Raw genomic sequence first — 18,275 nt, 5'->3', positions numbered from 1 at the left:
GACCCGTAGTATCTGGCCATCTTGGATAACTCCCTGAAACGGAACCAACATGGCCAACTCCTCCCCCGCAGTCGTCAACGAAATCTCCGGTCGCGCGTGGATACGCAATAGCGACGGTTCCCTGACCGAACTGCATCAAGGCAGCAAAGTCCCGGCCGGCAGCGACATCGTCACTGCCTCGGGCGCCACGGTTTCGCTTCAGGTTGAAAACGGCATGCCGATCGTGATCGGCGAAGGCCGCGAAGTCGCCGTCAACGGCGACATGACCGGCCCGCTGGCCGATCCGACGGAAGCCGCCGTCGCGCCGCCCTCGGGCACCGATTCCGATCGCCTGCTGGCCGCCCTGCAAGCCGGCCGCGACCCGTTCGACGAGTTGGATCCCACGGCCGCGGTCGTGGCCGGCGGCGGCGAAGCCGGCGGCAGCAGCTTCGTCCGCCTGGCCCGCATCCTGGAAACCACCAGCCCGCTGGACCTGGCCTACCCGAACCCGGCGCGTGGCGACGACACGCTGCCGCGCGTGTCGGGCGCTGCCCTGACCGGCGATGACGGCGACGCCGCCGCACCGGTTCCGGGCAACACGCCCCCGAATGCCCTGAACGACGCCGTCTCCACGCGCCAAGACGATTCGATCCGCGGGAACCTGCTCTCGAACGACGCGGACGCCGATGGCGACGCACTGACGCTGGTATCCGTCAACGGCCGTCCGATGACCGGCGCCGGACTGACCGTGCCCGGCTCGAACGGCGGGTCGTTCACGGTATTTCCTGACGGATCGTACGTTTTCAATCCCAACGGCGAATACAAGGGCCTGGGCGAAGGCGAAACCGCGACCTCGACCATTTCCTACACAATTACCGACCCGTCGGGCGCCACCTCGACCGCAACGGTCGCCGTCACCATCGTCGGCGTGCTCGACGTGCCCACGATCGCCGTGTCGGATGCCGGCGTCATCAACGAAGGCGGCAACGCCACGTTCAACATCACCTTGGGCAACACGGTCGATCTGGACCGTGAAACGACCATCACGCTCAAGGTCGGTGGTCAGGTCGAAGCCCAGGATGTCGGCGTGCCTGTCGTCACCATCGGCGGCGTGGCCGTGGCCGTGACTGCCAATGCAGACGGCACGTACAGCTTCAAGCTGCCCGCCGGCGTCACGAACGGCATCGTGGTGACCTTGCCCACGACCGACGACAACACTTTCGAGGGCCGCGAGACCCTGACGCTGGAGGCCACGCTCAGCGGCCAGGCCGCCAACGGCGCCCAGCTGCCCGCCGGCATCTCCGACACCGGCAACGCCACGATTGTCGATACCGACAGCACCGACCCGACCAACCCGAACCCGGGCGCCGACGTGCCGGCCCTGACCGTCTCGGACGCGGGCGAAGTCAACGAAGGCAGCGACGCCGTCTTCAACGTCGCCCTGACCAAGTCGGTCGACGCCGACACCACCCTGACGTTCACGCTGGGCGGTCAGATTGAAGCCGGCGACGTGGGCACCCCCACCGTCATGATCGGCGGCCGGCCTGCCACCGTCACGGCCAACGCCGACGGCTCCTTCAGCGTCACCGTGCCGGCTGGCACGACCGGCGGCATCGTCGTCACCGTGCCGACCACTGACGATTCGGTGTTCGAAGGCCGTGAGCAACTGACCCTGAACGCCACGCTTTCGGGCAATACCGCCAGCGGCGTCGCGCTGCCGGGCAACATCACCGATTCGGGCAGCGCCGTCATCGTGGACGACCGCGGTCCTGGCGCCGACGTGCCGAGCCTCACCGTAGCCGACGCAGGCGATGTCAACGAAGGCAGCAACGCGGTCTTCAATGTCGCGCTGACCAAGCCGGTCGATGCGGACACCACCCTGACGTTCAAGCTGGGCGGTCAGATCGAAGCCGGCGACATCGGCACCCCCACCGTCATGATCGGCGGCCAGCCCGTCGCGGTCACGGCCAATGCCGATGGCACCTACAGCATCACCGTGCCGGCTGGCACGACCGGCGGCATCGTCGTCACGGTGCCGACCACCGACGATTCGGTGTTCGAAGGCCGCGAACAGCTGACGTTGGACGCCACGCTCTCGGGCAATACCGCCAGCGGCGTCGCATTGCCGGGCAACATCACCGACTCCGGTAGCGCCACGATCGTCGATACCGAAGGCACCGACCCGTCGAACCCGAATCCGGGCGCCGACGTGCCGGCCCTGTCCGTCTCCGACGCGGGCGATGTCAACGAAGGCAGCGACGCTGTCTTCAACGTCGCGCTGACCAAGCCGGTCGATGCCGACACCACCCTGACGTTCACGCTGGGCGGTCAGATCGAAGCCGGCGACGTCGGCACCCCGACCGTCATGATTGGCGGCAAGCCCGTCACGGTCACGGCCAACGCCGATGGCTCCTACAGCATTACCGTGCCGGCTGGCACGACCGGCGGCATCGTCGTCACCGTCCCGACCACCGACGACTCGGTCTTCGAAGGCCGTGAACAGCTGACGCTGGACGCCACGCTCTCGGGCAATACCGCCAGCGGCGTTGCGCTGCCGGGCAACATCACCGACTCCGGTAGCGCCACGATTGTCGATACCGAAAGCACCGACCCGTCCAACCCGAACCCGGGCGCCGACGTGCCTGCGCTCACCGTTTCGGATGCCGGCGACGTCAATGAAGGCAGCGATGCGGTCTTCAATGTCGCGCTGACCAAGCCGGTTGATGCCGACACCACCCTGACGTTCACGTTGGGCGGTCAGATTGAAGCCGGCGACGTCGGCACCCCCACCGTCATGATCGGCGGCAAGCCCGCCACCGTCACGGCCAATCCTGACGGCACGTACAGCGTGACCGTTCCTGCCGGCACCACCGGCGGCATCGTCGTCACCGTCCCGACCACCGACGACTCGGTCTTCGAAGGCCGTGAACAGCTGACGCTGGACGCCACCCTTTCGGGCAATACCGCCAGCGGCGTCGCCCTGCCTGGCAACATCACCGACTCCGGCAGCGCCGTCATCGTTGACAACCAGGGCGAAGGCGCCGATGTGCCGGCCCTCACCGTCTCGGACGCCGGCGACGTCAACGAAGGCAGCAACGCGGTCTTCAATGTCGCGCTGACCAAGGCCGTCGACGCCGATACCACGCTGACGTTCACGCTGGGCGGGCAAATCGAAGCCGGCGACATCGGTGTCCCCACCGTCATGATCGGTGGCAAACCCGCCGTCGTGACTGCCAATGCCGATGGCTCCTATAGCATCACCGTGCCGGCTGGTACGACTGGCGGCATCGTCGTCACCGTTCCGACCACCGACGACGCGGTGTTCGAAGGCCGCGAACAGCTGACGCTGGATGCCACGCTGACCGGCAACTCGGCCAGCGGCGTCGCACTGCCGGGCAACATCACCGATTCCGGTAGCGCCACCATTGTGGACACCGAAAGCACGGACCCGTCGAACCCGAACCCGGGCGCCGATGTGCCGGCGCTCTCCGTCTCGGATGCCGGCGACGTCAACGAAGGCAGCGACGCCGTCTTCAATGTCGCGCTGACCAAGCCGGTCGACGCCGACACCACGCTGACATTCACGCTGGGCGGCCAGATTGAAGCCGGCGACGTGGGCGTTCCCACCGTCATGATCGGCGGCAAGCCCTCCACCGTCACGGCCAATCCGGACGGCACGTTCAGCGTTACGGTGCCTGCCGGCACGACCGGCGGCATCGTGGTCACGGTGCCGACCACGGATGACTCTGTCTTCGAAGGCCGTGAACAGCTGACGCTGGACGCCACGCTCTCGGGTAATACCGCCAGCGGCGTCGCCCTGCCTGGCAACATCACGGATTCCGGCAGCGCCACGATTGTCGATACCGAAAGCACCGACCCGTCCAACCCGAATCCGGGCGCTGACGTGCCGGCCGTGTCCGTCTCGGATGCCGGCGACGTCAACGAAGGCGACAACGCCGTCTTCAACGTCGCGCTGTCCAAGCCGGTGGATGCCGACACCACCCTGACGTTCACGCTGGGCGGCCAGATCGAAGCGGGTGACGTGGGTGCGCCCACCGTCATGATCGGCGGCAAGCCCGCCACCGTCACGACCAATCCGGACGGCACGTACAGCGTTACGGTGCCGGCGGGTACCACCGGTGGCATCGTTGTCACGGTCCCGACCACCGACGACTCGGTCTTCGAAGGCCGCGAGCAACTCACGCTGGAAGCCACGCTGTCCGGCAATACCGCCAGCGGCGTTGCCCTGCCCGGCAACATCACCGACTCGGGCAGCGCCGTCATCGTTGACGATCACGGTACGGGCGCCGACGTGCCGTCCCTGAGCGTCTCGGACGCCGGCGATGTCAACGAAGGCAACGACGCCGTCTTCAACGTCGCGCTGTCCAAGCCCGTCGACGCCGACACCACGCTGACGTTCACGCTGGGTGGCCAAATCGAAGCCGGCGACGTGGGTACGCCGACCGTCATGATCGGCGGCAAGTCTGCCGTCGTGACCGCGAATGCCGATGGCTCGTACAGCATTACAGTGCCGGCTGGTACAACCGGCGGCATCGTCGTCACCGTCCCGACCACCGATGATTCGGTGTTCGAAGGCCGTGAGCAACTGACCCTCGACGCCACGCTGACCGGCAGCTCGGCCAGCGGCATCGCCCTGCCAGGCAACATCACTGACTCCGGCAGCGCCGTCATCGTTGACGATCACGGTTCGGGTGCGGATGTGCCGTCCTTGAGCGTCTCCGACGCCGGCGACGTCAACGAAGGCAGCAACGCCACCTTCAACGTCGCCCTGTCCAAGCCGGTTGATGCCGACACCACCCTGACGTTCACGCTGGGTGGTCAGATTGAAGCGGGCGACGTGGGTGCCCCCGCCGTCATGATCGGTGGCAAGCCTGCCGTCGTCACGGTTAACGCCGATGGCTCCTACAGCGTCACCGTGCCTGCCGGTACGACCGGCGGCATCGTTGTCACGGTTCCGACCACCGATGACGCGGTGTTCGAAGGCCGCGAACAGCTGACGCTGGACGCCACGCTGACCGGCAGCTCCGCCAGCGGTATCGCGCTGCCGGGCAACATCACCGATTCCGGTAGCGCCACCATTGTCGATACCGACAGCACCGATCCGTCGAACCCCAACCCGGGCGCCGACGTGCCGGCCCTGTCCGTCTCGGATGCGGGCGATGTCAACGAAGGCAACGACGCCACCTTCAACGTTGCGCTGTCCAAGCCGGTCGATGCCGACACCACGCTCACCTTCAAGCTGGGCGGCCAGATCGAAGCCGGCGACGTGGGCACGCCCACCGTCATGATTGGCGGCAAGCCCGCCCCCGTCACGGCCAACGCCGATGGCACTTTCAGCATCACCGTGCCGGCTGGCACCACCGGCGGCATCGTGGTTACGGTCCCGACCACGGACGACTCGGTCTTTGAAGGCCGCGAGCAACTCACGCTGGAAGCCACGCTGTCCGGCAATACCGCCAGCGGCGTCGCGCTGCCCGGCAACATCACCGACTCCGGCAGCGCCGTCATCGTTGACGATCATGGCTCTGGCGCGGATGTGCCGGCCCTGACCGTCTCGGATGCGGGCGATGTCAACGAAGGCAGCGACGCCGTCTTCAACGTTGCGCTGACCAAGGCTGTCGATGCCGACACCACCCTGACGTTCACGCTGGGCGGTCAGATCGAAGCCGGCGACGTCGGCACCCCCACCGTGATGATTGGCGGCAAGCCCGCCACCGTCACGGCCAACGCCGATGGCTCCTACAGCGTCACCGTGCCTGCCGGTACGACCGGCGGCATCGTCGTCACGGTTCCGACCACCGACGACTCGGTCTTCGAAGGCCGTGAACAGCTGACGCTGGATGCCACGCTGACCGGCAGCTCGGCCAGCGGCATCGCCCTGCCTGGCAACATCACCGACTCCGGCAGCGCCGTCATCGTTGACGATCATGGCTCGGGCGCGGATGTGCCGTCCTTGTCCGTCTCCGACGCCGGCGACGTCAACGAAGGCAACGACGCTGTCTTCAACGTCGCCCTATCCAAGCCGGTTGATGCCGACACCACGCTGACGTTCACGCTGGGCGGCCAGATCGAAGCCGGCGACGTGGGCACGCCCACCGTCATGATCGGCGGCAAGCCTGCCGTCGTGACCGCGAATGCCGATGGCTCCTACAGCATCACGGTGCCGGCCGGCACGACCGGCGGTATCGTCGTCACCGTCCCGACCACCGACGACTCGGTGTTTGAAGGCCGCGAACAGTTGACGCTGGATGCCACACTGACCGGCAGCTCGGCCAGCGGCATCGCCCTGCCGGGCAACATCACCGACTCCGGCAGCGCCGTCATCGTTGACGACCACGGTTCGGGCGCGGATGTGCCGTCCTTGAGCGTCTCCGACGCCGGCGACGTCAACGAAGGCAGCGACGCCGTCTTCAACGTCGCACTGTCCAAGCCCGTCGACGCCGACACCACGCTGACGTTCACGCTGGGCGGTCAGATCGAAGCGGGCGACGTCGGCACGCCCACCGTCATGATCGGTGGCAAGCCTGCCACGGTCACGGCCAATCCGGACGGTACGTACAGCGTCACCGTTCCTGCCGGCACCACCGGCGGCATCGTTGTCACGGTCCCGACCTCCGACGACTCCGTGTTCGAAGGGCGCGAACAGCTGACGCTGGATGCCACGCTGACCGGCAGCTCGGCCAGCGGAATCGCCCTGCCGGGCAACATCACCGACTCCGGTAGCGCCACCATTGTCGACACCGACAGCACCGATCCGTCGAACCCGAACCCGGGCGCCGACGTGCCGGCCCTGTCCGTCTCCGACGCGGGCGATGTCAACGAAGGCAGCGACGCGGTCTTCAACGTTGCGCTGTCCAAGGCCGTTGACGCCGACACCACCCTGACGTTCACGCTGAGCGGCCAGATCGAAGCCGGCGACGTCGGCACCCCCACCGTCATGATCGGCGGCAAGCCCGCCACGGTCACGGCCAATCCGGACGGTACGTACAGCGTCACCGTGCCGGCGGGTACCACCGGTGGCATCGTTGTCACGGTCCCGACCACCGACGACTCGGTCTTCGAAGGCCGCGAACAACTCACGCTGGAAGCCACGCTGTCGGGCAATACCGTCAGCGGCGTTGCCCTGCCTGGCAACATTACCGATTCCGGTAGCGCCGTCATCGTTGACGACCATGGCTCGGGCGCCGACGTGCCGTCCCTGAGCGTCTCGGACGCCGGCGACGTCAACGAAGGCAACGACGCTGTTTTCAATGTCGCCCTGTCCAAGCCGGTTGATGCCGACACCACCCTGACGTTCACGCTGGGTGGTCAGATTGAAGCGGGCGACGTGGGTGCCCCCACCGTCGTGATCGGTGGCAAGCCTGCCGTCGTCACGGTTAACGCCGATGGCTCCTACAGCGTCACCGTGCCTGCCGGCACCACCGGTGGCATCGTTGTCACGGTTCCGACCACCGACGACTCGGTCTTCGAAGGCCGTGAACAACTGACGCTCGACGCCACGCTGACCGGCAACTCGGCCAGCGGCATCGCTTTGCCTGGCAACATCTCCGACTCCGGCAGCGCCGTCATCGTTGACGACCATGGCTCGGGCGCCGACGTGCCTTCCCTGAGCGTCTCGGACGCCGGCGACGTCAACGAGGGCAACGACGCCGTCTTCAACGTGGCCCTGTCCAAGCCGGTTGACGCCGACACCACGCTGACGTTCACGCTGGGTGGTCAGATTGAAGCGGGCGACGTGGGCACCCCCACCGTCATGATCGGTGGCAAGCCTGCCACGGTCACGGCCAATCCGGACGGTACGTACAGCGTTACGGTTCCTGCCGGTACGACCGGCGGTATCGTTGTCACGGTCCCGACCACGGACGACTCGGTCTTCGAAGGCCGCGAGCAGCTCACGCTGGAAGCTACGCTGTCGGGCAGCTCGGCCAGCGGCATCGCCCTGCCTGGCAACATCACCGACTCCGGCAGCGCCGTCATCGTTGACGATCATGGTTCGGGCGCGGATGCACCGTCCCTGAGCGTCTCGGACGCCGGCGACGTCAACGAAGGCAACAACGCCGTCTTCAACGTGGCCCTGTCCAAGCCGGTTGACGCCGACACCACCCTCACGTTCACGCTGGGTGGTCAGATTGAAGCGGGCGACGTGGGCAGCCCCACCGTCATGATCGGTGGCAAGCCTGCCACGGTCACGGCCAATCCGGACGGTACGTACAGCGTTACGGTTCCTGCCGGCACGACCGGCGGCATCGTTGTCACCGTCCCAACCACCGATGATTCGGTGTTTGAAGGCCGTGAACAACTGACCCTGGACGCCACGCTGACCGGCAGCTCGGCCAGCGGCATCGCGCTGCCGGGCAACATCACCGACTCCGGCAGCGCCGTCATCGTTGACGATCATGGTTCGGGCGCGGATGTACCGTCCCTGAGCGTCTCGGACGCCGGCGACGTCAACGAAGGCAACGACGCCGTCTTCAACGTTGCGCTGTCCAAGCCCGTCGACGCCGACACTACCCTGACGTTCACGCTGGGTGGTCAGATTGAAGCGGGCGACGTGGGTGCCCCCACCGTCATGATCGGTGGAAAGCCTGCCGTCGTGACCGCCAACGCCGATGGCTCCTACAGCATCACCGTGCCGGCTGGCACCACCGGTGGCATCGTCGTCACGGTCCCGACGACTGACGACACCGTCTTTGAAGGCCGCGAACAACTGACGCTGGACGCCACGCTGACCGGCAGTTCGGCCAGCGGCATCGCTTTGCCTGGCAACATCACTGACTCCGGCAGCGCCGTCATCGTTGACGACCATGGCTCGGGCGCCGACGTGCCTTCCCTGAGCGTCTCGGACGCCGGCAACGTCAACGAAGGCAACGACGCCGTCTTCAACGTGGCCCTGTCCAAGCCGGTTGACGCCGACACCACCCTCACGTTCACGCTGGGTGGTCAGATTGAAGCGGGCGACGTGGGTGCCCCCACCGTCATGATCGGTGGCAAGCCTGCCGTCGTGACCGCGAATGCCGATGGCTCCTACAGCGTCACCGTGCCGGCTGGCACCACTGGTGGCATCGTCGTCACGGTCCCGACCACCGATGATTCGGTGTTCGAAGGCCGCGAACAACTGACGCTGGACGCGACGCTGACCGGCAACTCGGCCAGCGGTATCGCTCTGCCGGGCAACATCACCGACTCGGGCAGCGCCACGATCGTCGATACCGAAAGTACCGACCCGTCAAACCCGAACCCGGGCGCCGACGTGCCGGCGCTCACCGTTTCGGATGCGGGCGACGTCAACGAAGGCAGCAACGCCGTCTTCAATGTCGCGCTGACCAAGGCCGTCGACGCTGACACCACGCTCACCTTCAAGCTCGGTGGCGAAATCGAAGCCGGCGATGTGGGAACCCCCACGGTCATGATCGGCGGCAAGCCTGCCACGGTCACGGCCAACGCCGATGGCACTTTCAGCGTCACCGTGCCGGCTGGCACCACGGGCGGCATCGTCGTCACGGTTCCGACCACCGACGACACCGTCTTTGAAGGCCGCGAACAGCTGACGCTGGACGCCACGCTGACGGGCAACTCCGCCAGCGGCGTCGCCTTGCCTGGCAACATTACCGACTCCGGCAGCGCCACGATCGTCGATACCGAAAGCACCGATCCGTCCAACCCGAACCCGGGCGCGGACGTGCCGGCCCTGACCGTCTCGGATGCGGGCGACGTCAACGAAGGCAGCAATGCCGTCTTCAATGTCGCGCTGACCAAGGCCGTCGACGCCGACACCACGCTCACCTTCAAGCTTGGTGGCGAAATTGAAGCCGGTGACGTGGGTGCTCCCACGGTCATGATCGGCGGCAAGCCTGCCACCATCACGGCCAACGCCGATGGCACTTTCAGCGTCACCGTGCCGGCTGGCACCACCGGTGGCATCGTCGTCACGGTTCCGACCACTGACGACACCGTCTTTGAAGGCCGCGAACAGCTGACGCTGGATGCCACGCTGACGGGCAACTCCGCCAGCGGCGTCGCCTTGCCGGGCAACATCACCGACTCCGGTAGCGCGACGATCGTCGATACCGAAAGCACCGACCCGTCGAACCCGAACCCGGGCGCCGATGTCCCGGCCCTGACCGTCTCGGATGCCGGCGACGTCGATGAAGGCAACGACGCCGTCTTCAACGTGGCCCTGTCCAAGGCCGTTGACGCCGACACCACCCTGACGTTCACGCTGGGCGGCCAGATCGAAGCGGGTGACGTGGGTGCGCCCACCGTCATGATCGGCGGCAAGCCCGCCACCGTCACGACCAATCCGGACGGCACATACAGCGTTACGGTGCCGGCGGGTACCACCGGTGGCATCGTTGTCACGGTCCCGACCACGGACGACTCGGTCTTCGAAGGCCGCGAGCAACTCACGCTGGAAGCCACGCTGTCCGGCAATACCGCCAGCGGCGTTGCCCTGCCCGGCAACATCACCGACTCGGGCAGCGCCGTCATCGTTGACGACCGCGGTCCGGGCGCCGACGTGCCGGGCCTGACCGTCTCGGACGCAGGCGATGTCAACGAAGGCAGCAATGCGGTCTTCAACGTCGCGCTGACCAAGCCGATTGATGCCAACACGACGCTGACGTTCACGCTGGGCGGTCAGATCGAAGCCGGCGACGTGGGCACCCCCACGGTCATGATCGGCGGCAAGGCCGTCACGGTCACGGCGAACGCCGATGGCTCGTACAGCGTCACCGTGCCGGCGGGCACCACCGGCGGCATCGTCGTCACCGTCCCGACCACCGACGACACCGTCTTTGAAGGCCGCGAACAACTGACGCTGGACGCCACGCTCTCGGGCACTACCGCCAGCGGCGTCGCCTTGCCGGGCAACATCACCGACTCGGGCAGCGCCACGATCGTCGATACCGACAGCACCGATCCGTCGAACCCGAACCCCGGCGCTGACGTGCCCGCGCTCACCGTCTCGGATGCCGGCGACGTCAACGAAGGCAGCAACGCCGTCTTCAACGTGGCCCTGACCAAGGCCGTCGATGCCGACACCACGCTCACCTTCAAGCTCGGTGGCGAAATCGAAGCCGGCGACGTGGGTACCCCCACCGTCATGATCGGCGGCAAGCCCGCCCCGGTCACGGCCAACGCCGATGGCACTTTCAGCGTCACCGTGCCTGCTGGCACCACGGGCGGCATCGTCGTCACGGTTCCGACCACCGATGACTCGGTGTTCGAAGGCCGTGAACAGCTGACGCTGGACGCCACGCTGACCGGCAATACCGCCAGCGGCGTCGCCCTGCCGGGCAACATCACCGATTCCGGTAGCGCGACGATTGTCGATACCGAAAGCACCGATCCGTCCAACCCGAACCCGGGCGCCGATGTCCCGGCCCTGACTGTCTCGGACGCAGGCGACGTCAATGAAGGCAGCAACGCCGTCTTCAACGTGGCCCTGACCAAGGCCGTAGATGCCGACACTACGCTCACCTTCAAGCTCGGTGGTCAGATCGAAGCCGGCGACGTGGGTGTTCCCACCGTCATGATCGGCGGCAAACCTGCCACCGTCACGGCCAATACCGATGGCTCCTTCAGCATCACGGTGCCTGCTGGCACGACCGGCGGCATCGTTGTCACCGTCCCGACCACCGACGACTCGGTGTTCGAAGGCCGTGAACAGCTGACGCTGGACGCCACGCTCTCGGGCAATTCCGCCAGCGGTGTCGCCCTGCCTGGCAACATCACTGACTCCGGCAGCGCCGTCATTGTGGATGACCGCGGTCCGGGCGCCGACGTGCCCGCCCTCACCGTTTCTGATGCGGGCGATGTCAACGAAGGCAGCAGCGCCGTCTTCAATGTCGCGCTGACCAAGCCGGTCGATGCCAATACCACCCTGACGTTCACGCTGGGCGGTCAGATCGAAGCCGGCGACGTGGGCACTCCCACGGTCATGATCGGCGGCAAGGCCGTCACCGTCACGGCCAACGCCGATGGCTCCTTCAGCGTCACCGTGCCGGCTGGCACGACCGGTGGCATCGTAGTTACCGTTCCGACCACCGACGACGCCGTCTTCGAAGGCCGTGAACAACTGACGCTGGACGCCACGCTCTCGGGCAACTCCGCCAGCGGCGTCGCGCTGCCGGGCAATATCACCGATTCGGGCAGCGCCACGATTGTCGATACCAACAGCACCGATCCGTCCAACCCGAACCCGGGCGCCGATGTGCCGGCCCTGACCGTCTCGGATGCGGGCGATGTGAATGAGGGCGGCAACGCCGTCTTCAATGTCGCGCTGTCCAAGGCGGTTGACGCCGACACCAAGCTGACCTTCAAGCTGGGTGGCGAGATCGAAAACGGTGACATCGGCACGCCCACCGTCACGATCGGCGGCAAGACTGCCACCGTCACGGCCAACGCCGATGGCACCTTCAGCATCACCGTGCCGGCTGGCACCACGGGCGGCATCGTCGTCACGGTTCCGACCACCGACGACTCGGTGTTCGAAGGCCGTGAACAGCTGACGCTGGACGCTACGCTCTCGGGCAACACCGCCAGCGGTGTCGCCCTGCCGGGCAACATCACCGACTCCGGCAGCGCCGTCATCGTTGACGACCGCGGTCCGGGTGCCGATATCCCGGCCCTGACCGTCTCGGATCCCGGCAACGTCAACGAAGGCAGCAACGCCGTCTTCAACGTGGCCCTGACCAAGGCCGTCGATGCCGACACCAAGCTCACCTTCAAGCTCGGTGGCGAGATCGAAACCGGCGACATCGGCACGCCCACGGTCACCATCAGTGGCAAGACCGTCGCGGTCACGACCAACGCTGATGGCTCCTACAGCGTCACCGTGCCGGCTGGCACCACGGGCGGCATCGTCGTCACGGTTCCGACCACCGACGACTCGGTCTTCGAAGGCCGCGAACAGCTAACGCTGGACGCCACGCTCTCGGGCAATACCGCCAGCGGTGTCGCCCTGCCGGGCAACATCACCGACTCGGGCAGCGCCACGATTGTCGATACCAACAGCACCGATCCGTCCAACCCGAACCCGGGCGCCGATGTGCCGGCCCTGACCGTCTCGGATCCCGGCAACGTCAACGAAGGCAGTAACGCCGTCTTCAACGTGGCCCTGACCAAGGCCGTCGATGCCGACACCAAGCTCACCTTCAAGCTTGGTGGCGAGATCGAAACCGGCGACATCGGCACGCCCACCGTCATGATCGGCGGCAAGGCCGTGACCGTCACGGCGAACTCCGATGGTTCCTACAGCGTCACCGTGCCGGCTGGCACGACCGGCGGCATCGTCGTCACCGTCCCGACCACCGACGACGCGGTCTTCGAAGGCCGCGAACAGCTGACGCTGGACGCCACGCTCTCGGGCAACACCGCCAGCGGCGTCGCCCTGCCCGGCAACATCACCGACTCGGGCAGCGCCGTCATCGTTGACGACCGCGGCCCGGGCGCCGATGTGCCGGCCCTGAACGTGTCCGACGCAGGCGACGTCAACGAAGGCAGCAGCGCCGTCTTCAACGTGGCCCTGACCAAGGCCGTCGATGCCGACACCAAGCTCACCTTCAAGCTCGGTGGCGAGATCGAAACCGGCGACATCGGCACGCCCACGGTCACCATCGGTGGCAAGACCGTCACGGTCACGGCCAACGCCGATGGCTCCTTCAGCATCAATGTGCCTGCCGGCACCACCAGCGGCATCGTCGTCACGGTTCCGACCATCAACGACACCATCTTTGAAGGCCGCGAGCAACTGACGCTGGACGCCACGCTGTCGGGCAACACCGCCAGCGGCGCCGCCCTGCCTGGCAACATCACGGATTCCGGCAGCGCCGTCATCGTTGACGACCGCGGTCCGGGCGCCGATGTGCCGTCGCTCAATGTCTCCGACGCGGGCAACGTGACGGAAGGCAACACGGCGAGCTTCAACGTCGCCCTGAGCAAGCCGGTCGATGCCGAAACCACCCTCACCTTCACGTTAGGAGGCCAGGTCACCGCAGCCGACTACGGCAAGCCCGTCGTGATGATCGGCGGCGTGTCGGTGGCGGTAACGGCCAACGCGGACGGCTCGTACAGCGTCAAGGTTCCGTCCGGCACCACCGGTGGCATTGTGGTCCAAGTGCCCACGACCGCGGACGGCGTCTACGAAGGCACCGAGAGCATGGTTCTGAACGCCACGCTCTCCGGTCAGACCGCAAGCGGCACGGCCCTGCCGGCCGGCATCTCGGACAGCGGCAACGCTGCCATCGTGGATATCAACAAGCCGCCTGTCGTTGGCAACGCATCCGTCGCGGTGTCCGAGGAAGGCTTGACCGGTGGCATCAAGGACGGCAATGGCACGTCCGACACGACCGACTCGGCGAAGGCCAATGGCCAGTTGAGCATCTCCGACGACAACAGCGGAGCTGCCTACACAATCACGCTGGTGGCGCCGGCCAATGGCAGCCTCGTCTCCGACGGCGTACCAATTGTTTGGACCCTGTCCGACAATGGTCATACCCTGACCGGCCGCGCCGGCTCCACCGACGCGATCATCATCAAGATCGACAACGCTGGCGCCTACACGGTGCAGATGTTGGCACCGGTGGACCATCCTGACACGACGCGGGAAGACACGGTCAGCCTGTCCGTGACCGTCAAGGTTGCTGACGGCGTCAATGCACCGGTCACTACCAACCTGAACGTGACGATCGAAGACGATTCGCCTGTCGTGCAGCAGAACGCGCCCGTCAACGTCGAATCCGCCGGCATTCCGGACGTCTACACCGGCAAGGTGTCGTTTGCGGGCAGCTCCAGCAGCGACAGCCAATGGAAGTTCACGTTCGGCAACGGCGCGGTGGAAGTCTCGGCCAAGGGATTCACCTCGAGCAACGACCTGACGCTCATCGACGCCAAGGTCAACCAGAGCACCGCTGGGCTGGGTGTGGCGAGCACGGGTTCCCCGTATCACAACATTGCGAACGAGGTGGACTACCGCGAACTGAACGGCAAAGGCGCGTCGGAAGAACTGACGATCCGCCTCACCGGCGGAAAGATCGCCTACGGCGCAACCATCGACTTTGCCGCCATGTACGGTGGCGAAGTGGAAAGCGGCGTTGCACGTTTCTATCGCGATGGCGTGTTGATCGCCGAACGCACCTTCACCTCCGACAAGAGCGGCGGCGACTACGCGGCGAACTTCCGGGTCGAGGAAGGCGGTTTCGACACGATTGTGGTGTCCGCCACGGACAACCACAAGAATTCGTCCAGCGACAACAGCGACTTCACGGTCACTGGCGTGACGTTCCTGGGCAGCCAGGATGTCCATGCCATTGCCTACGCCGACGGCAACCTGCAGTTTGCGTACGGCGCTGACGGCCCCGGCACGCTGAAGCTGACGGGCGTGGAAAGCGGCCTGACGACGCGTGATGGCGGCGCAATCAAGACCAATGTGGCTTCGAACGGCAACCTGATCCAGGGTCTGGATGCGTCCGGCAATCTGGTGTTCGAGATCCGTCTGACGCCGGCCACCGGCAAGTGGGAGTTCTATCAGTACCAGCCCATGAACGGCACGGCCAACAAGCTGATCGACTTCACGTACCAGGTGACGGACGCGGACGGCGACTATGCCAACGGCCAATTCCAGGTCGGTGGTGTCGAGCCGACGGGACCGACCCTGACGATCGAAGATACCAACGCCGGCGCCCCTGGCGTCCTGAGCGTGTCCGAAGCGCAGGCCACCGGTAGCGGTTCCTTCGTGATCACCGCTGCAGCCGGACTGAAGTCGATCTCGATCGACGGCACCGGCAACGCCGATGCCACGCTGACCCTGGACCGCCTGGCGGGCCTGTCGAGCAACCCGCTCACGCTGACCACCAGCAAGGGCACGCTGACGCTCACCGGCTACGACGCGGCCACCGGCAAGGTGACCTACACGTACCAGACCAGCGGCGCGCAGCAACACACCGGCGACGACACCAACGTCCAGGACCACTTCACCGTCACGGTCGAAGACAAGTTCGGCGGCAAGGCCACGGGCGACCTGGGCGTGTTGGTCACCGACACGGCGCCGACGCTGGTTCCGATCGCCGACGGCGCCGCGCTGTCGTCACGAGGCACCAACATCATGCTGACGCTGGATACGTCCGGCAGCATGAACTTCGGCAGCGGCGTCTACAGCGGCAAACGCGAGCTCTCGCGTCTGGAGGTGCTGAAGTCCTCGGTCGGCAAGCTGCTCGACCAGTACGGCGAGTCCGGCGACGTGCGCGTCATGATTCTGGAGTTCAACTCGTCGGCAAGCCAGAAGGGAGGCGGCTGGATGTCGCTGGCGCAGGCCAAGACGCTTGTCGATGGCTTGAGCTACGGCGGCGGCACCAACTACGAAGCTGCGCTGAACGCCGCCATGACCGCGTGGAACAACTCTGGCACGGGCAAGCTGGAAGGCGCCTCTGTCCAGAACATTTCCTACTTCTTTACCGACGGAAACCCCGAAAACGGTCCCGTCTACGCCGCTCAACAGGCGACGTGGGAGAAGTTCCTCACGGACAACCAGATCAATTCCTACGGTATTGGTCTGGGCACCGCCGCCACCGGCACGTACATCGATCCGGTGTCCTACAACCCCAGCAAGCCGCAGGACAGCAACACGATCATCGTGAAGGACCTGAACGGTCTGGATACGGCGATTTCGGACACCATCGCGCCGCCGATCGTCGGCGACATCGCGGCGGGCGGCACGCTGGGCGCCGACCTGGCCGGTGCGCGCATCACGCAACTGGTGATCGACGGCAAGACGTACAACTACGACGTTGCGACCAACAAGGTTACGGCCAGCGCCGGCGCGACCTTCACCTTCGATTCGGCCAAGTCCGAACTGACGGTGACGACGTCGCACGGCAAGTTCACGATCGATCTGGCAGGTGAAAACCTGGGCGATTACCGCTACCAGCCGCAAACCGCCGGCACCGACACCGTCCAGTACACGGTCAGGGATGGCGACGGCGATACGGCAAGCGCCAGCCTCACGCTGACGGTCACGGCGCCGGTCCATCAAAACCCGGATGCCGTGAACGACACGGTGATCACCAACATCCTGAGTTCGCAACTGACAGTTCAGGCCGGATCGTTGCTTGCCAATGACGTGCGCGGCACGGGCGCGTTGACGGTAGGACCGCTGACGGTGAATACGGGCTGGAAGGAAAAGGGAGGCGACTTTGCTGCCTCGTCGGTCAAGACGCTTGGATTTGACGGCACCAGCAGCACCAACAACGCGAACAAGTTCCTGACGGTCAATCGCGCCGACCTGGCCCAGGTTGGTCAGAATCGCGCGCAGATCAAGGTGGACGGATATCTCGGTAGCGTCGGCGCCGCCCGCGGCAATGACCAGGATTCGATCACCTTCGCCCTTCTGGCCGGAGAGGTTCTGACGCTGAATCACAACCTGCAACCCAATTGGATCCGGATGGAATATCGCCTGGCCGGAAGCTCTGACGACTACGTCGTGCTCAAGAGTGGCGACTCCATCCCTGCCACGACGAGCGGCGCCAGCTACGAGATCCATATCGTCAACATCGACGACAACGGATCGGCGTGGGGCGGCACGGGAGAAGAAGACTACATGCTCACCATGACCGTCGACTACTCCGGCGCGTCACACGTTGCCGACACCGCGAATTCGTCGTACACGATCAACACGGCGGATGGCCTTAGCGATAGCGCCAATGTTTCGGTGGCCTATCAAGCGGGTAGCACGCTGCTGGGCACCGACAAGAGCGAGATCCTGCTTGCGGGCGATGGCAACGACACCCTCAACGGCGGCAAGGGCAACGACGTGCTGGTCGGCGGCAAGGGCAACGACACCCTGATCGGTGGCGACGGTTCGGATACGTTCCGCTGGGAGTTCAACGATCAGGGCACGACGTCCAACCCTGCCGTGGACCGGATCAAGGACTTCTCCCTGGCCAAACCCGCGGACGGCGGCGATGTGCTGGACCTGAAGGACCTGCTTGTGGGCGAGAAGGACGGCAACCTGTCCAACTACCTCAACTTCAAGCAGGATCCGGCAAACTCCAACAATACGATTCTCGAGATCAACACCAAGGGCCAGATCGGCCAGGGTGCCGATCAGAAGATCGTGCTGGAGGGTGTCGATCTCACCCATGACGTCAACGGTCATGCCGTCAGCAACCAGGCCATCATCAACGACCTGCTGCAGAAGGGGAAGCTGAACGTCGATCATCATTGATCATCGACCTGACGGGAGGGCCGGCTTCGGCCCTCCCTTCCCGACCGACACATTT

Annotated in this window: 1 protein-coding gene; it reads left to right on the top strand. The window is 65.7% G+C overall.

The features are described 5' to 3' along the window. Positions 1 to 49: 49 nt before the first annotated feature. Positions 50 to 18,220 carry a retention module-containing protein gene (locus AB3147_RS09290; protein WP_367351769.1) on the top strand — a complete coding sequence of 6,057 codons (18,171 nt, stop codon included), beginning with the start codon at positions 50 to 52 and terminating at the stop codon, positions 18,218 to 18,220. The last annotated feature ends 55 nt before the right edge of the window (positions 18,221 to 18,275 follow it).

The sequence above is a fragment of the Achromobacter animicus genome (genome assembly GCF_040775605.1).
Taxonomy (GTDB): domain Bacteria; phylum Pseudomonadota; class Gammaproteobacteria; order Burkholderiales; family Burkholderiaceae_B; genus Achromobacter; species Achromobacter animicus.
Note: the sequence above shows the minus strand (reverse complement) of the source record. Positions and strands in the feature narration are given on the sequence as shown.